This is a genomic window from candidate division WOR-3 bacterium (genome assembly GCA_039804165.1).
Lineage (GTDB): Bacteria > Hydrothermota > UBA3072 > UBA3072 > UBA3072 > JAFGHJ01.
Genome location: JBDRZZ010000001.1, coordinates 195013 through 214743 on the forward strand (window position 1 = coordinate 195013; position 19731 = coordinate 214743).

11 protein-coding genes are annotated in these 19731 nt (G+C 36.4%); 10 read left to right on the forward strand and 1 reads right to left on the reverse strand.

Features of this window, described 5'->3' with window-relative positions; translation table 11 throughout:
* The first annotated feature begins 104 nt into the window (after positions 1–104).
* The 8 genes from ABIN61_00975 (at position 105) to pbpC (ending at position 16998) form a co-directional block, all read left to right on the forward strand.
* Positions 105–2933 (forward strand): T9SS type A sorting domain-containing protein, encoded by a 2829-nt coding sequence (locus tag ABIN61_00975; GenBank protein ID MEO0292779.1) that lies wholly within the window; start codon positions 105–107, stop codon positions 2931–2933.
* 122 nt (positions 2934–3055) lie between these two features.
* Positions 3056–3910, forward strand: a complete 855-nt coding sequence (locus ABIN61_00980) for a hypothetical protein (GenBank protein ID MEO0292780.1) — start codon at positions 3056–3058, stop codon at positions 3908–3910.
* Between the two features lie 179 nt (positions 3911–4089).
* Positions 4090–6309, forward strand: coding sequence for a hypothetical protein (locus ABIN61_00985; protein ID MEO0292781.1), 2220 nt, complete (start codon positions 4090–4092; stop codon positions 6307–6309).
* A 394-nt stretch (positions 6310–6703) separates the two neighbouring features.
* Positions 6704–6955, forward strand: a complete 252-nt coding sequence (locus ABIN61_00990) for a GlsB/YeaQ/YmgE family stress response membrane protein (protein ID MEO0292782.1) — start codon at positions 6704–6706, stop codon at positions 6953–6955.
* Between the two features lie 223 nt (positions 6956–7178).
* Complete coding sequence (locus ABIN61_00995; protein ID MEO0292783.1) at positions 7179–7439, forward strand: hypothetical protein; 261 nt, start codon at positions 7179–7181, stop codon at positions 7437–7439.
* Positions 7440–7457: 18 nt separating this feature from the next.
* A complete protein-coding gene (locus tag ABIN61_01000) occupies positions 7458–8432 on the forward strand; it encodes a hypothetical protein (protein ID MEO0292784.1) in 975 nt (324 codons plus the stop codon).
* A gap of 262 nt (positions 8433–8694) precedes the next feature.
* Positions 8695–14643, forward strand: coding sequence for an alpha-2-macroglobulin family protein (locus ABIN61_01005; GenBank protein ID MEO0292785.1), 5949 nt, complete (start codon positions 8695–8697; stop codon positions 14641–14643).
* A 57-nt stretch (positions 14644–14700) separates the two neighbouring features.
* A complete protein-coding gene (pbpC, locus tag ABIN61_01010) occupies positions 14701–16998 on the forward strand; it encodes a penicillin-binding protein 1C (GenBank protein ID MEO0292786.1) in 2298 nt (765 codons plus the stop codon).
* A 24-nt stretch (positions 16999–17022) separates the two neighbouring features.
* Here the strand turns inward: pbpC and ABIN61_01015 are convergent, their stop codons facing one another.
* Complete coding sequence (locus tag ABIN61_01015) at positions 17023–17682, reverse strand: HAD family phosphatase (GenBank protein MEO0292787.1); 660 nt, start codon at positions 17680–17682, stop codon at positions 17023–17025.
* A 242-nt stretch (positions 17683–17924) separates the two neighbouring features.
* On the opposite strand from ABIN61_01015, the gene ABIN61_01020 reads away from it, so the two are divergent.
* Together ABIN61_01020 and ABIN61_01025 are read left to right on the forward strand one after the other, a co-directional pair.
* Positions 17925–18713: a hypothetical protein gene (locus ABIN61_01020; protein MEO0292788.1), complete on the forward strand. Its 789-nt coding sequence runs from the start codon at positions 17925–17927 to the stop codon at positions 18711–18713.
* Position 18714: 1 nt separating this feature from the next.
* Complete coding sequence (locus ABIN61_01025; protein ID MEO0292789.1) at positions 18715–19719, forward strand: hypothetical protein; 1005 nt, start codon at positions 18715–18717, stop codon at positions 19717–19719.
* Positions 19720–19731: the final 12 nt, after the last annotated feature.

A 19731-nucleotide genomic window follows, 5' to 3' on the forward strand; every position in this document is an offset into this window, starting at 1 on the left:
ATCTGTTTATTTTTAACATTTCTCTTTTTGAGGAAGAAAATAATTGAATTGTAATCAATGGCTTGACATAGTTAAATTTATTTTTATAATTAGCCGGAAGTTAGATGAGAAAAAATTACATTGTTTTCCTGTTGGTAACAATTTTTATTGGAAAACTCAAAGGGGCTGATTCTCCCACAGGTCGCAACCCAATGTTGGCGTGGACACAAGACCAACAAGAGATATGGAATAGGATGAAAACTGATAATCATATATGGTATCAGGCGGTAAAATATGTTGCGGATGCAAATGTTGGACAAATCTGGAATGATTATGGCCAAGCTAATGTAATGATGTACCAGATCACCGGCGATACTAATTATGCCAGAACAGCAATCCAAAAGATGCGAGCAACCTTGTTTACAATAAATTGGAGTCTTGATAATACAAGAGAGTGGTTCATACACTCTGTAATTATGTATGATTGGTTGAAACCTTATTTATCACTCCCATATCATACTGCGGATAAGAATGATTTTCTCAATTGTCTTAAAAAATTGGCTAATGCAGCTCGGTGGTCTTGGAGAGAATACAGATGGCCTTACTGGTATTTGGATACGGACCAGCTTATTGGTACATATTTTGGCACTATTCTTTATTACTATGCTACAAAGGATGAAAATCCGCATGCAGATACGATCTATTCTGATCCCGTAGTGGGAGGAATACAAGCAACAGGATGCAATTTTGAAACAATGCGGAATACCATTGCAAAGTACTGTGAAATGGGAAAAGGTGGTGAGTTTATTCCAGGTAGTCAATATTCTAATGGAGATACAAGATTACTTATGATGGGATATTATGCAATAAAAACATGCTTAGGACAGGAGTATTTTCCAGAGGTTCGGGATTTTATCAGGGAGCTTGGTCTACAAAAAATATATTGTATGGCAGGCAATCTCGAGCATGTCTTTGTTTGGGGAGAGGCTGAAAGTGGCTATTGGGATTATGGCAAGTTTTCTCCAGATTCGTGGCTTGTAAGTGTTGCAATGGTTCAAGGTTTAACCCAAAACGATTTTCAGGTTGGACCATACCTTACTCAACTTATGGAGGATCTTACATCGAAGTATAGCTCGAATATAAAGAATTGGCTCAATTCCCGCGCTTTGTTGACTTACAACCCATATGCAAGTAAGTCAGACTGGCGAACGCTTCCTAAGTTCTATCAATCGCCTTCGCAAGGGTTAAATTATTTTCATAATGGTTGGAATGCAAACAGCACTTTTGTTGGCTTTCATATGCGTCCAAAACAAATGGAAGGCATGGATCACGCGAACTATTTCTTCTCTGATCTGCAAATTTTCAGAAAAGGTGAATGGGCTTTTCATCACCCTTTATATTACTCTAGTGTAATTTCCCATAGTGAATTTGAAAATTCCATAATTATTGGTGGCTTACCAGCGATGGAGGAAAATAGGGTTGTGTATGCGAATGAATCGGGTGAAGATTATTTTTATGCATCTGGAGAAACTAGTGGACATTTTAGGCCTGAGACTTATGGCGAGTGGTATCCAACACCGAATTTTGTCCCCGAATGGACAAGGAGTATGATATATCTGCCGTCTGGTGATGGAAAGTCGGAAACAGTTGTTTTACACGACAGAGCTAATGTGCTTGATCCTCGTTCCATGCCAAATTTCAATAATTTCTGGTCAACCCATAAAACAAGAATACTTGAGGCGTTCGAAAATTTTTCAAGAAGCCAGCTCGTTTTTCACTCTCCTGTGCCTCCAACAAAATCATTTGGGAATACATATACATGGTCAACAAGTAGTGGCCAAAATGTAAAGGTCGTTAGTCTAATTCCTTTAATACCTAGAGATACAATAATAAATGAAAAATTACGATATACAAGTGATGATTGGGGATATATTGATACAGCATTACTTAAATGGCAATTTCGAATAATGCCAATAACGGAAAAAGTGTGGAATACTTTTTTAACAGTTGTTCAGGTGTTAGATAATGGGGTGTCTGTTACGAGCTCGTTGGTCAAAAGCTCTGATAACAAGTCAGAGGGAGTGCTAATTAAAAATTTTGGTAGAAATGATTGTCTTGTTATGTTTAATGCAGATTCATCCACAAGATTTTTAAATACTGGTTATTCTATTTCGTGGGCTTCTGAGACAAGCACAGATGTCTTCTTAGCCCAACTGAATCCGGCTCGTGAATGGAATGTGTCTATAGATGGTTCCTTACCCATTCATATGTCGGTAAGTGAAGGCGGTTTAGGCAGAGTGACGGTGTCTGGGCAGGGTAACCATCAACTGGTTTTGAATCCGGGCAATGAAATTCCCTTACCTTCTGCACCAACAAATTTAGAGATAAATTCGGTATCCGTGGCGAGTGTAGAACTCAGTTGGCAGGATAATTCCAACAATGAAACAGCTTTCTATGTTGAACGTTCTTATGATGGGGCCAACTTTACAAAAATTGGAGAAACTTCTTCTAACGAAACGAGTTATGTTGATTCTTCTATTTCTCCTGGAAGTGATTACTTTTATCGGGTTAGAGCTCATAATTCAGCAGGTAACTCAGCTCCCTCTAACATCGTTCAAGTAACAACTCCTAGTGGTATTGATGATAAAGAAAAAGAGAAGGGCTCTTCTAAATTCTTACTTGGACAAAATTATCCCAATCCATTTAATTCAAGGACAACTATAAATTATAGTGTAGCAACAAAAAGTTATGTAAGTCTAAAAATATATGATCTCTTAGGTCGTGAAATCGCTACACTTGTAGCTGGTGTAAAAGAAAGAGGAAAATACTCGGTAGAATGGGATGGGAAAAAAACATCTGGACAAGAGGTAGAGAGTGGGATATATTTTTATCAATTAAAGACAAATACCGGTTTTAGAGAAACAAAGAAAATGATATTTTTTAATAAGATTTAACCTAAGTTGAGAGATTTTTGTCTTAATTTCCATAACTCAGCTTTGAAATAAATCCTAATCCCAGACTCGGGAACCAGAAATTTAATGGTTAGGTCTTATTTTCAACAATGAAAGTAGGATTTATGTCTAAAAATAGTAAACCGAAGAAACTGTTGGTCTTTCTTCTCACATCTTTGATTTTAATCCTCGGATGTTCGGGCAACATGTTGGAAACCAAAAGTGTGTGGTTGAGAGGTAATATAAACATAGATGGCTCACTCGGGGACTGGGAAGAAATCCCTGTGGTTTCTGCCGACGATAATGGTATTTTTAACTTCAAATTATGCAATGATAACGACTATCTCTATGCGGCTTTCTATTCAAGAAATTTGCGGTTAGGAGGTCAGATAAAAATGATGGGCATGAAACTCTGGATAGATAGTGCCGGTGAAAAAAATAAAAGAATAGGACTTTTTTTCAGAGGAGGGCCAGAATTTTCCCAAAAGAGAGATTCGACTATGCCGAAGAAAACATTTGGAGGTAAGGGAATGGAATTCCCGGGAAAGAATGACCCAATCGAAAGAGAAACATTTGCCATAATAAATAACAAAGGTGATGCGGATTTTATTTTAAAAGACGGTTCAAACGGTCCTGCAATAGAATACGGGATTTTTAATGGGGCTCTTGTTTATGAATTTAAAATACCCCTGAGGATAAAGAGTGTAGAAAGTTTTGCTATTGGAGCTAATCCCGGAGATATTGTAAGTCTTTGTCTTGAACTGGAAGGAGGGAGACCCGAAGGTATGAGGCAAAGACCGGAAGGTGGACCACCAGGTGGATGGGATATGATGAATGAACAGATGGGAGGGGGTATGCCACCCGGAGGTGGAATGCATGGTGGTGGAATGCCGCCTGGAGAAAGCAAATCTTCGGGAAAAGAGATTTGGATAAAAGTCCATCTTGCTTCGAATCCTGAAGATTATAAAACAATTGATTAGATAAGTTTAAAGAGTGCTCTATTGAAATTTAATGATTCCTTAGAGCTTCTCGTTTCAAAAAATTTCCTTGACAACTAGGTTTTAATCATTATAATATTTGAAATATTATTATAATCATATTTTTTATGATTATAATAATATTTTGTATTTTAACCATTTAATAAATAGGAGGTATTATTATGTTTAAATTTATTCTCGTAATCCTTGTTGTTGGGTTATCCCTAGTGGCGGAACAGTTGAAATTCGTTGAAACAATCGGTATCGGCCCATGGTACTACGAGAACGGAGCTCTGGAGATTATAAAAACTTCTGATGATGGTTATGCTATTGCTGGTAGAACAAATTCTTATGGAGCAGGTGGGTATGATTTAATCCTCTCGCGATTTAACAAAATCGGTAAACATCTCTGGACCCGGATAATTGGAGGACCTGGAGAGGAAAGTCCTCTAAACTATGACGCTCTCTCATTGGTTGAAACAAAAGATAGTGGTCTCGTAATTGCGGGAGTAACCAATAGTTTTGGTGCAGGTGATTATGATATTTTGCTGGCGAAGTTTGACGCTTCTGGAAATTTTCTCTGGGCTAAGACAATCGGAGGAGCAAGTGGTGACGATACTCGGCACATAATTCAAACCGATGATGGTGGTCTTATAATGACTGGTTATACTTGGAGCTTTGCCTATCGTCGCTCAGACATATTTGTTGTCAAACTTGATTCCCTATCAAACCTTTCATGGGCAACAAGCATACACTGGGAGTATTGGGATGAATGTGGTAATGCCATTGTTCAGACTCAGGACAATGGTTATGTGGTAGCCGGTGGTTCCTGGAGTTTTGGTTCTAACCATATGTGCCCGGTTCTCACCAAACTCGATAGTGCAGGTAACTGGGTGTGGTCCACACAGATAGACATCGGGGGAGGTGTTAATGTTAATTCTGCCAATACCATCCTGGAGGACCCTGACGGTAATTTGTTTATCGCAGGAATAACGGAAGAATTTAGTTCTGGTGGTGCAGCAGATTGCTTCCTTTCCAAGTTCGATGCCTCGGGAACATATCTCTGGACAAGAAGCTGGGGTGGTACCAATAAGGAAGAGGCATCCCATATGGTAATGACTCCTGATGGCAGAATTGTTATTACGGGATATACCGAGAGCTATGGTGCTGGTTCGAAAGACATCTTTTTAAGTAAATTCGATACCGCCGGAAATCACCTATGGTCGAGGACTATCGGCGGAATTTACTCAGATTATGGATACTCCGTTACCTTAGCCGGTGATAGTGGTCTTACAATTGCCGGATATGCCGTAGGTTTCGGTCCAGATTCTATTGATATGATTCTGGTAAAATGTGATTCTCTTGGTATGACATGCATAGGCGATACCGTAACCCCTGTCGTGGGTTCCCCATCCCCCAATAACGGCTCGGATGCTCCTTATATAACAAACTCCACACCAACAGTGATGGATATAACACCAGAGGTAGCCGTTGTAACTCCCGATATCAACTTCATCTGCAAGGAGTCATCGCCACCAATTCCTTTTAACCTTATCTCTCCTCCAGATTCAACTGAGTTTGCAATTGCAAGACCAACATTTGTCTGGGAATCATCATTTGCTTTAAGTGGTCTGGCGAATTATGAAGTGTATATTAGAGATACCTTGAGAGCAACAACTCTAGATACCTTCTGGACTTCGGATTACAATCTCAGCGAAGAGTTTAACGATTGGTATGTGATTGCTTATGATAATTTTGATAATCCAAGAAAATCCAATCAAACCTGGACTGTTATTGTTGATACCTCTGGTCCATTTATTGACTCTACAACAATATGGAAAGACTCGACAACTTATAAAGGACCTTACCCGATATATACGAAAGTTACGGGACTAAATCAAATTAACAAGGTGAAACTTTGCTACAAAAGAAGAGGAGACCCAGGCTGGTTTTTCAAGGATATGACTCCGGGAGAGAAGAACTGGTACTACGAAGAGATTCCTGGTGTTTTGGAATATAACGATACAGTTAAATATTATATATATGCGGTAGATAACTTACCGGACGAAGCAACCGACCCTAAAAAAGCTCCTTCAAATTACTACTCTTTTATTGTTGTGGAACCCTCCGGTGTAGAAGAGAATGAAACCCCCGGAAAATTCTCACTCTCGGTCAATTCTCCTGCGAAAGACAAATTGCTTTTCAGATTTTCTCTACCGGAAAAAGCAAGGATTTCGTTGGTTGTCCGTGATGTAATAGGTCGAACTGTCTGGGGGGTAAAATCGTTTGAATACCCAGAAGGAGTTCACGAGATACCTTTTGTTCCTAAAAGAAAAGGTATTTATTTCTACGAGTTTAACTCTCCATTTAAGGTTATGAAAGGTAAGCTGGTTATCTTATAGGCAAAGGCATTTAGAGTTATACTCTTAATCGAGAGAAAAAGAGGATAATTTGGTTTAAACCAAATTATCCTCTTTCCATATTTTTTACTTTTTCCAGAATGGAGGGTCGAGCCGATTCCATCATTTCCCGAAAATCTTCATACCTCATTGTTCGGCTTTCGAAAGTTCACTTCTCAAGAGCCGTAAGGAAACGGGCTTTGTAAGCATTGTTGGAGAGAAAGAGGTAAAAGATTGTTCTATTTCGTATTTCCTCTTCTTTAAAATTACATAATTTTTATATTTTAGGAAAAGACTAACCTCTTTTTCTGATTATTTGCAAAAAATTGGGTTGACAAAAATCAAAATTGAATTTATTTTTGATTGAAAAATATTAAACTTAGAAAGGAGGTTTAAAATGGGGATTTTGTCTTGGATTATTATGGGATTGGTAGTCGGTGCTCTCGCAAAGTTAATTATGCCTGGTAAGGATCCTGGGGGAATTATTATTACCATCCTGTTGGGAATTGCTGGTGCTTTTGTAGGAGGCTTTATTGGCTCACTTCTTGGTATTGGAAAGGTGACTGGATTTAATTTGAGAAGTTTTTTGCTCGCTTTGGGTGGAGCACTTCTCTTGTTAATTATCTATCGTGCTGTAAAAAGGAAATAAGGCTTCTTAATCTCTTTCTATTGTCCTGCGATAATTAAATCTGTTAGGCGATTAATATTTCTGTTTTTAAGAGTTTTTAATCGCTAACTAGAAAAAAGGAGATATTTTTTAATTTAGATAATTTGAGAATAATAGTTTTTCCTTTTTAAAATTCTAACTCTGTGAGCAAAATATTTTCTTTTTATCCTTGACATTTTAATGGATTTTGTTTATTATTTTTATAATGAAAGAATTTGAATGTAAAGGGTGTGGTAATTTTATATGGATTCCTGGAGAAAAAGAAAGAAGCCCAGTTTGTTCAGAGTGTCGAAGTGTTATGGAATTTGTTGAAAATGTAAAAAATTCTTCTTATCAAGAAAAAATTATATGCCCTGAGTGTAATGAAATATTTTTTGTGAAAAAGGGGAAGCTTCCTTATAAATGTGTTTTTTGTAACTACACTTTCTCGGTTTCACCGGGGTTAAAACAAAAAGAAAGGTTATAAAATAAAAGGAGGTGTTTTATGAAGTTTTGGAGAGCTTTTTTGGTAGTAGTTGGGCTCCTATTAGTTGTTACTTCTTGTGGGAAGAAGGAAGTCTCAAAAGATGAGACAGAAGAGTTTCTTGCGGGTCTTTCTACAACGTTTGCCCAAGCTATGATGAGTGAAGCCAATCAAGTTCTATATGATTTTACTCAATATGAACCACCTCTTCCTGGAGTAAGCAGTTATGTTCCTACATTAGAGGCGAGTCTAACCATGAAAAAGCTCAGAGGATTTAGACAGCCACCTGGATTTGAGTCACTTTATGGAACTTGGGAATATGATGTGGATTCAGCATGTTGGGTTCATAAAAATCCAAACAATCCTTCTAACGGTATTTTGTTCCTGTGGGTCTTTATAGATACAGTTGGTAATTCTCATCCTGCAAGTCTTTTTGTAGATTCATTTGCTTTCTACCAGGATACTTTGCCAAAGAAAGTATGGGCGAAATTGGGATTGGATAATAAAGACCTTGCTTGGATAAAGTTCAAAGCTGAATATAATTCACCCGAAGAAATAAAAAATCTTTCCTTAATCTATGAAATTATTGGATGCTTCCAGATAGGTTTCTCAATTTTGACTCCTATTGCTATAAATACACTTGACTCTGAATTTGTAGGAACCCTTCGTTTTTGGGCTATTAACAGAAAAAGCAATGATTATCGAGTTGATTTAACTCTTACCAGAAAAGAAGATGATTCTGGGGTTATTGTTCTTGAAGATTCGGATGATTGGAAAATGACGGTGAACATTTCAAAGCCTATTTATGAAGGGGATTATGAGAAAAGAACTGTGAAAGGAGAAATTACAAAAGACGGTGCTCATGCTGCGGATATAGAAGGAGTTATCTGGGATCCTGAGGATATGGAACATCAGTCTGTGGTAATGGTAATATTCTCAGATGGTTCTGAGGAACCTCTTGCAACTTATTTACCCATTGAAGATATAGAACTTTAAATTAAGGGATCTATGAGAAGGAGGTAGGGTGTTCTTTACACCCTACCTCCTTTTTTCAATTTTTTAGTTTTTAAAATCTAAGAAGTTCAAGAAGCTTAGCAAAATTTTTCTAAGAAGAAGTATTGGTTTCTTAATCCTAATTTCCTAATTATTATTAATTTCTTCTTTAGATTTAACTCTTTTGGTTCAGTATAAAGTAAAATATCTTGACTTAGATATTTTCTTTATTATACTGAGCTTTGTAATAAATAAGGAGGAATTGATGGAAAAGAATAATAGAAAAAAATCAAAAAAAACTACTAAGAAATCAAAAAAATTAACAAAGATAAAGAGAGACAGGAAAAAAATTGTAGAAAAATTTAAACAGAAAAAAGTGTGGATTTTTGCAACTGTTATTATAGGCTTAATATTAATTGCATTTTTGTTTTATCCGAAGATAAAAATCAACAAGAAACTGATACTTTCCAAAGAACCGGTAAGCGGAACAACTATTTCATCCAGAGAACTTACGGTAACATCATACAATCCCAAAGGTGAAACATATGGACAGGTTCAAATAAGTATAAATTTTAACAATCCTTTAATACCCCTTGCTACTTTAAGTGATGCAAAGAGAGATTCGATTTTGAGTCATTTCAGTCTTGAGCCTGCGGTTGAAGGCAAATTTAGAATTCTTGGAACTTCCGAAGTTGTTTTTGAACCTGAACACAGCCTACCAATGTCAACTCACTATATTGTGAAAGTTAAAAAGGGTCTTAGAGATATTTTCGGAAATGAACTTAAGGAAGATTTTACCTGGGAGTTTAAAACTCCATTGCCTCGAATAGAAGTCTATCCATCTGACAAATCTCATCATATTGACCTTGACCAAGAAGTTAGAATTACGAGTAACACCTCTTTAGATACAAGCTCTTTGAAAAGTAAAATAGAATTTTTCGAAACTGAAACAGAAGAAAAAGTTGTATATAAATTTCTCGAAGCAAAAGGGAATCCAAGAGATGAAGAAGATATTGGTATGTATTACCTGAGATATAATTATATTCTAAAGCCAGTAAAAAATTTGAAAAAGGATACCAAATACACAGTCGTGCTTCATTCTGGAATTAAGACAAAAAGAGGGAATAGGCTGACAGAGCAGGAATACTCTTCGACTTTCAGAACTTATCCTCCATTTAGATTTATAGAGACCTCTTTCTGTGGACATTGTGGATATAAGCTTACAACAGTTCCTTATCTCTCTTTTACCAATACTCCTGATTGGGAAAGTGCAAAAATAAATATCTCTCTTTCCCCAAAAGGAGAAAAAAATCCATTGAGTGAATACTCTCCCTGTTGGGATGACTATTATTATTTTCTTGGACTTAACGAAGAATATCTGGAGCCAAAGACTAAATATAGAGTAATTATAGGTCCAGACCTTATAGACATTTATGGTCAGAAAATAGAAAATCCCCAAGTAACTTCTTTCGTAACTGGAGAACTGACTCCGAAGATGTGGGGGCCATCTGGTTATCAACTTATAACACCAAATATAGAGCCAAAACTTGGGGTAAAGACTGTTAATATAAATAAAGTTTTCTACGTAATGCAGAGGTTAGAACCTAAAGATATTCTTGTTAGAGAGAGACTTTCTTCTTACTACATTATAGATGAATTGATAAAAAATCTTAAGGTAAAAGAATCTTATAGGGATATAGAATTAAATGAGGAAAAGGTTGGGAAAATATATTTTGACCTTGCTCCATATCTAAGAGGAGGAAAATTTGGTGCGGTTGCCTATAAATTCACCTCCCCAGAAGTATTGTGCTATTCTCAACCGATAAGATTTAATGGGTTAATTCTCCGAACGAACATTGGAATATACACTCAGTTTCATCCGACAGGGGGCATTGTTAAATTAAATCAGCTTACAGATGGGAAGCCTATTGCTGGGGCAAAAGTTAAAATATACAGAGAGGATGACCTACCAAGACTTGAAAAAATCTGGGATCTTATCACAGATAAAAATATAGATAGAATATCTCCCTGTTATGTGGGGGCAACAGATGAAAAAGGAATGCTTATCCTTTCTGCTTCTGAGATGCAACGATGTACAAAAAGAAGGATAACTAATAAAGTGTTAAATGAACTTTATCCACCTGAGGCAGACCCTGATGATATTCTATACGACATTGAAAAATATGGATTCGCTGAACCTCCAACACTTCTTATCGTAGTAGAAAAGGATGATGATTGGACTTTTATCCATACGGAGGAATATGGGAATCCATCCCTTTGGGATTTTGGAATAGAACCTGACTGGGAAGCAGAAAGGCCTATTTGTCGTGGAGTGATATTTTCAGATCGTCATCTGTATCGTCCAGGAGATACTGTTCGATTAAAGGGAGTCGTAAGATACCTCCTTTATGGAAAGTTGCATACAGGGGAAGGATTATCCTTTACAGTGAAAGTAAGAGACCCACATGGAGGAGAAAAGGAGGTTACAGAGGTTAAGGTTAACGAATTTGGAACTTTTAACTTTGAAATTCCAACAAAAGAGGATCAGCCTCTTGGTTATTATTATATCACTGCCGAAAACATAAGATACAACTTGAAAATTCATGGTAATTTTCGTCTTGCTGAATTTAGGGTTCCGGAATTTGAAGTCAAGATGAATGTGGGTAGAGAGATAGCAGTTCTGGGGGAACCCATTGAAATTTCATGGGAAGGAAAATATTATTTTGGATCTCCTATGGGAGGTGCACTCTCTTCTCTTAACATAACCCGTAGAAAAACGGTCTTTATCCCAAAAGGTTGGGAAGAATTTTCTTTTGGAGTTCCGGATTACTTACTTGAGAGGCGTTCTTCTTTAAGTGCTACATATCTTAGAGAAACGAAAAAGCTGGATAAGAAAGGTAAGGGAGTTAAAACAATTATTTTTAGACCAGAAGATGTTCCTTGTTATATGAATTATCTTTTCGATGTGGAAGTTACAGATGTTTCAAATCAGACATCTTCAGCAAATAAAAGCATTACTGTTTTACCTGATAGAAGATTAATTGGCATAAAACTTAATAATTGGATAGTAGCCGCAAAAGACACATTTAAGGTAGACGTTATAGTTTCTTCTCCAGAAGGAAAGGCTCTTTCTGGAATACCTGTAACTGTAAAGTTAATTAAGAGAGAATACCATTCTGTTAAGACGCAAAACCCGGATGGTGAATTCAGAGTTGAAAACACAATGATAAAGAAAGTTGTTGCTATAAAAGAAATAATTAGTGATGACTCTCCAAAAGAAGTTAGTTTTTCGCCTGAAGAGGCAGGTTCTTACGCTGTATTTGCAGAGCTAAGGGATAATCCGAATAGCGGAACTTCTGCAGCGACTTCGGTTTGGGTAGCAGGAGAAAGTTATGTTCCCTGGGAAGAAACAGGAGAGGACAAACTTGAAATCATAATGGATAAGAAGGAATACAAAGTTGGAGATACGGCAAAGGCTTTCATAAAATCACCTTTCCCTCGTGCAGAACTTTTCATCACGGTTTCGAGAGAAAAGATTTTCCTTAAAGATTCAAAAGAAATTAAAGGTGGAGGTTTTACCTATACTTTTGTTGTAACAGAAGAGATGCTGCCAAATGCCTATGTTGGGGCTGTGCTTTATCGTCTTGGAGAACCCATTGTTCCTGTGGAAGAAGAAACAGGGAAGCATCTTGAGAAGATTGGATTTTCGATATTTAAAGTCTCAATTGCCGATAGATATCTCAATGTAAAGATAACACCATCGAGCAAAAAACTCAGGCCTCAAGAAGAACTAAATGTCAATGTAAAAGTCACCCGTAAGGATAAAAAAGGACACAGGAGTGAATTGACTGTTATGGTCGCAGATGAAGCTATTCTTTCTTTAACCGGATACACTCCTCCTGACCTTGTGAAACTTGTCTACGCTCATAGAGGTTTATCCGCGAGAATAACAGACAATCGCCCATTTATAATAACAAAAGAGGAACTTCTGCAAAAAGGTTATGGTTATGGAGGAGGAGCAGAAGCAATGGTTGGAGAACCCATAGTTCGAAAGAAATTCCTGAGATTGGCTTATTACAATCCGAGTCTGGTTACAGATAAAAACGGCGAGGCGTCTTTCCGATTTAAACTCCCGGATAATTTAACGACATGGAGAATAATGGTTGTTGCAGTTGGAGAGAATAATTTTTTTGGATATAAGGATGAGAAAATCGTTGTAACTCAACCTTTTGTTTTGCGTCCTGTTCTTCCGAGATTTGCTCGTCTTGGAGACAGTTTCAAGGGAGGAGTTGCAATCACGAATTCTACAGAGGCAGAAGGCTCTGTTAAGGTTTCTGCTGAAATAGGAGGGAACTCGTTAATATTCAAACAGGATGAACCATTGATAAAAGAAATCTCTTTAAAGCCAGGACAATCAAAATCGGTTCTTTTCCCCTTTGAGGCAGTTAAGAAAGGGGAAGCAATTTTAAAGTTTACAGCCTATTTTACCGGAACTTTTGGTGGAAAGGAAATAAAAGAGTCTGATGCGGTTGAGACAAAACTCGAAGTTCAGGAATTGCTAACAACTGAGACTGTAGTAGCTGTTGGAGAAACAAAAGATAAAGTAGAGGAGGCAATAAAAGTGGATGGGAGTGTTCGAAAAGATATGGGTGGTCTTGAGATAACTCTTTCAAGCACAGCTCTTGCTAATATAGGAGAAGGAGCAAAATATCTTGTTGAGTATCCCTATGGATGTTTAGAACAGACTTCAAGTAAACTCCTTGCTTTAATTATGCTTAAATATCTCTCTGATAAATATGGATTTGAGCTTAAGGCAGTGAAACCAGTAGATAGAGTAATAGAGGCAAACATAAGAAAAATTCTTTTGATGCAAAATTCGGACGGAGGGTTTAAATTCTGGCCAACAAGTCATGAATCGGATTGTTACCTTTCTCCTTATGTTGCTTATCTTTTCAAAAGGTCAGAGGAATTGGGATACAAGATTCCGAGTGAGGTAAAGGAAAGTCTCCTCAAATTTTTTGAATATACCTTGAGAAATCCCTGTTATACTTTCTATTCCTGGCAATCTCTTGCAGAATACAGAATTAACATCTTGCTTGGTATGCATTACCTTGGGAAAACCGATGAGACTTACTTTGAGGAATACTTCAATCGAAGAAAGGAATTAAGTTTTGGAGCGCAAATTTCTCTTGCTTATCTCCTTTATAAATCGGGAAGATGGGGAAGGGAAGCAAAAATACTCTTGAAAGAGATCAAAAATGGAATATTCGTTACAGCACAAACCGCTCATTTCGAAACTCCGAAAGACTTACCTCCTTCATGGTTATTTATGTCTTCTCCTGTAATAACGACCTCCGAGGCTATAAAGTTATTTCTCGAAATGGAACCTGAAAGTGAATTCATTTCCAAATTTGCCCGTTATATTCTAAATGCAAGGAAAAATGGAAAATGGAGATACACCTACGAAAATGCAAAAGCAATTGATGGGCTTGTTGAAATTTCTCTTAAGAGGGAAACAAAGCCTCCAAAATACTCGGCTGATGTTTTTCTTGCAGGAGAAAAGGTTCTATCGCATATGTTCAAAAGCTATCAGTATAAACCTTTTGAGGAATTTGTTCCCATATCGAAAATACCTTCTGGGCTTAATAAGATTATCCTTTCCAAGAAAGGGGTAGGATATCTCTATTATGTTCTTTCTTACTCTTATAGATTAAAAGGGACTCAGAGCTCACGAAATGAAGGTCTTACGATAAAAAGAACTGTGAGAAATTTAAATACAGGCACACTTATTGGTGAATATAAGAAAGAACCTCTTCCGATGGTTAAAGTAAAAACTGGGGATATCCTTGAAGTGGAGCTTGAATTCAAAGTGCCACAGACTTCTTACCATCTCGTAATTGATGATCCATTACCTTCAGGCCTTGAGGTGATTGATGCTTCACTAAAGACAACCTCCATAAGATACAATATTAAATCGCAAGGAACAGTTACAAGAGGAGGTTCCTGGAATCCGATAAATCATACGGAGTTGCGAGATGACAGAGTTGCACTTTTTGCGGACGAAGTAAGACCAGGGATATATAAATATAAATATCTACTCCGTGCCACCACTTCCGGTTATTTTCTCTGGCCATTTGCAAAAGTTAGTTTAATGTATGAACCTGAACAATTCGGGACTTGTAGCGAGGGATTTATAGAAGTAGTGGGTGAATGAAGTTAGGATATAGGGAAAATTACCTAGATATAGATTTTAGATCTATTTTTGAAAGGGATGGCTTTTAGAACTATAAATAAGAGAAAATTACAGTTGATTATTCTTGGATGTATACTTGCTATAATTTTTGGCTTTCGTTTTACCCCTTTACTTATTCCCATTAGAGAAGAAGACCTCAAGAGAAAAAGTTTCCATTCCGTGAGATTCTATGATAGAAACGGGAAATTGTTGCAAGAAGTTCTATCAGAGAATTCGACTCACTCGGTTTCTGTTGATTTAGATAAGGTTTCGCCTTATTTTATTCAGGCAATTATAGCTTCTGAAGATAAAAATTTCTACTATCATAACGGTGTTGATTATAAGGCGATATTTAGAGCGTTCTTACAAAATCTAAAGGCGAAAAAAGTGGTTTCTGGTGCTTCAACTATAACACTTCAACTCGCAAGGATGGTTAGACCTGGGAAGAGAACTTTCCTTAAAAAGATAAAAGAAGCATACTTTGCTTATCGCCTTGAGGCGGGATTAAGTAAAGAAAAAATCCTTGAGGCTTACGTAAATAGAATTCCTATGGGTGGAAATTTGTACGGTGTTGAAGCAGGTTCCAAAGCATATTTTGGTATTTCGTCTTCAGATTTAACTCTTGCCCAGGCTAGTTTTTTAGCTTCTATTCCCAATTCACCAACCCGCCTTAATCCTTATAAAAATTTGGAAGAAATAAGAAGAAGACAGAGATACATTCTTGAAAAAATGGCAAAAGGAGGGCTGATAGAGGAAGAAAGAATAGAAAGAGTCCTTAAAGAAGATATTTCTTTATTGCCTCAAACAGCATCTTTTGCCGCGCCACATTTTGTTTTTACACTCCTAAAAGATCTACCAGAAGAAGTTCAAAATGTCAGAGTCCCGATTGATCTTGAATTGCAAAAAATGGTTCAGGAACAGGTAAATAGAGTGATAAAGGCCCTTTCTCCTTTTAATGTAACTAATGCGGCTGTTATTCTACTTGACAACTTTACCGGTGAAGTTCTTGCCTATGTCGGTTCTGCAGATTTTTTTGATACAGAACACAATGGAGAATACGATGCTGTCCGGGCCCTTCGTCAACCTGGCTCTACATTAAAACCTTTTTTATATCTTCTTGCCTTTGAAGATGGTTTTACACCTGCCACAGTAGTTTCGGACATTCCAACTCACTACAGGATGCCAACAGGGATATACAGCCCCAAGAATTATTCTAAGGAATTTTATGGACCAATTAGAGTTCGTGAAGCCTTAGCAAATTCTCTAAATGTTCCTGCTACGAGAATTCTTGTAAAAGTGGGAATAGATAGATTTTTAAATCGCTTAAAGGAATACGAATTCAATTCTCTGGATAAAGATGCAGATTACTATGGTGTTGGTCTTGTTCTTGGAGGGGGGGAGGTTTCTCTATTTGAACTTGGAAGGGCTTATATGTGTCTTGCTAGACTTGGAAGTTTTATACCTATTAAAGAAATTCTTGAAATAGATGGAGAAGAAAAAAAATACCCTGAAAGTAATAAAATTATCTCTCGACCAGAATTGAATTATTTGATAGCTGATATCTTAAGCGATAAATTTGCAAGGACCTCTGAATTTGGTTTTAATTCTGTGCTGAATTTCCCATTTCCCTGTGCTGTAAAGACAGGAACTTCTTTTCGTTTCTGCGACAACTGGACTGTTGGCTTTACCGAAGATTATACTTTGGCTGTTTGGGTTGGTAATTTTGACCATACTCCGATGCAAAAAGTCTCAGGAGTTTCAGGAGCAGGCCCTCTTTTTGCAAATATTATGTATCTCCTTTACAGTAGAAAAGATTTTCCTGAAAAAAAACCTTTACCTGAGGAACTTACTAGAGTTAAAATCTGTCCTCTTTCTGGTAAGAAACCAACTCATTATTGTCCGTCTGTGGTTGAAGAAATAATCCCTATAGAGAATCTTATTGCGTATTACAAAGACAGTTGTGATATGCACAGTTTTGATAAAGGGAAAGTTTACACTGTTTTACCTGGTAAATACAAAGAATGGGTAGAGGGTTTTGAGGCAAAGAATACCTCAAATAAAATCATAGAGGAGGAAAGATTTAAAATAGTCCATCCCAAGGATGGAGCAATCTTTTACCGATTATCCAATGTAAAGCCTGAATATCAGTCCATAAAAATAGAACTTACAACCACAGAAGAAGGAAAAGTTCACTGGTTTTTAAACGGAAAACCATTAAAAGAAACCACTGGAGAACACAGCTTTCTCTGGCAGATAAAGCCTGGAAATTATTGCCTTCAGGCAGTATCAGATAAGGATAAAGATTTGTCAAGTCAGGTTAATTTTATTGTTAAATGAAAATACTTTCTTTAAGAAAAAGTTTTATTCTGAAAATAAATTTCTTAAAGAGCTCATCTTTAATGAACTGTATTTCTCAATAATAAAGTCGGCTTTTTTTAGATTCTGATTTCCTGAGTTTGGATTTTTAAATCCAATACATTTCATTCCCGCAGCTTTTGCAGCTTTAACTCCATTTTCCGAGTCTTCGATTACAACGCAATTTGCGGGTTCAACTTTCAAACGCTCTGCCGCTTTTAAAAAGATGTCTGGTGCAGGTTTACTTCTTTTCAATTCTTCACCCCCCACAATAGCAGAAAAATATTGACTTATTTTAAGTTTGTTTATTACAAGTTCAATCACTTCTTTTGGAGAAGAAGAGGCAATCGCCATTTTTATATTTGCTTTTTTGAGCCTTGAAAGCAAACTCACAACTCCTTCAATTCCTTCTATCTTTTCGTTCTTGATATAATTGATGTTCCCACTAACCTGCATATTGACGAGTTCTGAAACTGCTTGCGGTAGGTTGTATTTTCTCTTTATTTTACTCCACATATATTCGTGACTGGTTCCTATATAACTTTCGTATTCCTTTTCACTCATATTTATTCCAAGATGGGCAAAAATTTTTTTATTTACCTCATAGTGAAAAGGTTCGCTGTCTATTATAACACCATCTAAATCGAAAATCACGGCTTTTAACATAAATACATCTTATTTAAAATTTTGAAAACTTCAAGAGTCGTCAAAATTGACGGATTTTCCAAAATTGTCGAAAAGATGGTTTGTAGGATATAATATTGAGGTATTTTATCTTCTTGGGATTCAAGGTCATATTGCTTTAAAAAATTTATTTTATAAAAATGGAACAGAACTTGTATATTAAGATAAAAAAGGAGTAAGTATGGAAAGAGTTGAATTTATAAAAAAAAGAAAGGAGGTAAATTATGAAGAGGTTATTGTTGTTACTTACAGTGTTTAGTCCAATTTGGTTCCTTAGAGCTGCGGAGGTTGAACTTTTGGAAGATGAAGTTGCCATTGAAGGTGAAGTTATAGAGATAGAGGAAGTTTTGTCGCCTGAAAGTGAAGTTAGAACATTACAAGCGAAGATAAGAACGCAGGATGAGGAAATGGTTGAGGCTCATCTTGGTCCAGGATGGTTTTTAAATGAAGAGTTGGTAGTAGGGGAAAGGGTAAGGCTTTATGGGAAATTTGAAGGTTACAGGTTGAAAGTGCGAATAATGATAAAGAATGAACATAGATATGCTTTTAGAAATGAGAGATACGAGCCTCTCTGGGTAAGAACGAGACTTCATGAGAGGAGATACGTATACGATCCGAGAAAAGAGAAAAAGATTAAGGGAAAAATAGAATTTTTGTATATTGATGGAAAAGCTCTTAAATTCGAAGCTTTAATAAGAGTTAAGGAAAGAGAAAGAGTGAGAGTTCAACTTGGGCCAGAGTGGTTCTTGCGAAATAAAATTAGATGTGGAGATGAGATAGAAGTAAGAGGTTCTGAAGTTGATTTTGACGGGGGGAAATTATTGCTTGTTAGAGAAATGAGAAACCTTAGAAATAGGGAAGAAGTGACTCTTAGAAATAGGGAAGGTTTTCCAGAATGGGTGGGGGAGGAACTCCGTAATAGAGTTAGAACTCAGGAAAGAGAAGGAAGCAGGGTAGGGGAAATGCAGAAGAAGAGAACGGAAGAGAAAATACATAAAGGAAAGGGAAAATAAAATGGGTAGGAGAATAAGTGATAAAGTGGTAGGAGCAATTATGTTGCTCCTACCACTTACTTTGTTTGGGAAGGTTGGCTTATTAATCTCTAATTTGTATACTAATAATTTGTATTTTATTAGTGAGATAGAAAAAGGTGGTAACAAGACCGAAATTTCTCCTTTTTTTAGTTATTCTGGATTCTTTGATCTTGATTATTTGGGAACCTTCTCAATGATTGAATTTAATTTGGATGATATCTTTTTTGGAAATAAGATAAGTATTCAGAAGAAAATCAGTCTTCCGGAGCTTGGTAATAAAAATTTTGTATATATTGAGGGGTACAATTTTACTCCATTGACTTATGAACAGTATAGATTAAATAAACTCTCTATCGGAGATTCCATTTTAGTGAATTTTGGGAGATATTTATTATTCGTTGGGACGGAAGTCAAGTTAATGAATTTTAATTCTGATTCTATTAAAGATTACGTTAAGGGCGGATTAAACTCATATGTATCAATTCCGATGCCTTTTTTCTATCTTGTATCTAGGGGAGGAATGGGTTTAATGTTATATGAAAACGAAAAATTACCTTACCGGATGTTTTCACTTGAAATGGACTTTCCTTTAACAGAAGATTTTAATTTCTCTTTATCGGCTTTTTATTCTGTATTATCTGATCCAAAGGAATATCTTATTATAGATTCTCTTCTTTTAGACCCCTTCTTTGAGAGTGAAGGTGTTAAGAAAAATACGAATCTCACTTTTTTAATTAAAAAATCTTTTATTAAAGGAAAGTTTTATTTAGACCTGAGTTTAGATCTCTTTAGAAGAGATTTCTTTGAGATTGGTGAGATCCGACGTAAAGATTCAGGATGGCTTTTTGATTTCCAATGTAGGAGAATGCTAAGGGATAAATTTTGGTTATTTTTTGTTTTAAGTTCTATAGATAACAACTCCACCATAGAAACTTTAAATTATACAGAAAATAGCTTTGGGGTAGGAATTCAATTGATTTTTTGAAGATTTTTATTA

Bases quoted from the DNA above. Each gene is read 5' to 3' on its own strand.
- ABIN61_00990 (MEO0292782.1), top strand. From the start codon at position 6,704: ATGGGGATTTTGTCTTGGATTATTATGGGATTGGTAGTCGGTGCTCTC.
- ABIN61_01000 (MEO0292784.1), top strand. From the start codon at position 7,458: ATGAAGTTTTGGAGAGCTTTTTTGGTAGTAGTTGGGCTCCTATTAGTT.
- ABIN61_01025 (MEO0292789.1), top strand. From the start codon at position 18,715: ATGGGTAGGAGAATAAGTGATAAAGTGGTAGGAGCAATTATGTTGCTC.
- ABIN61_01020 (MEO0292788.1), top strand. From the start codon at position 17,925: ATGAAGAGGTTATTGTTGTTACTTACAGTGTTTAGTCCAATTTGGTTC.
- ABIN61_01015 (MEO0292787.1), bottom strand. From the start codon at position 17,682: ATGTTAAAAGCCGTGATTTTCGATTTAGATGGTGTTATAATAGACAGC.
- ABIN61_00975 (MEO0292779.1), top strand. From the start codon at position 105: ATGAGAAAAAATTACATTGTTTTCCTGTTGGTAACAATTTTTATTGGA.
- ABIN61_00995 (MEO0292783.1), top strand. From the start codon at position 7,179: ATGAAAGAATTTGAATGTAAAGGGTGTGGTAATTTTATATGGATTCCT.
- ABIN61_01005 (MEO0292785.1), top strand. From the start codon at position 8,695: ATGGAAAAGAATAATAGAAAAAAATCAAAAAAAACTACTAAGAAATCA.
- ABIN61_00985 (MEO0292781.1), top strand. From the start codon at position 4,090: ATGTTTAAATTTATTCTCGTAATCCTTGTTGTTGGGTTATCCCTAGTG.
- pbpC (MEO0292786.1), top strand. From the start codon at position 14,701: ATGGCTTTTAGAACTATAAATAAGAGAAAATTACAGTTGATTATTCTT.
- ABIN61_00980 (MEO0292780.1), top strand. From the start codon at position 3,056: ATGTCTAAAAATAGTAAACCGAAGAAACTGTTGGTCTTTCTTCTCACA.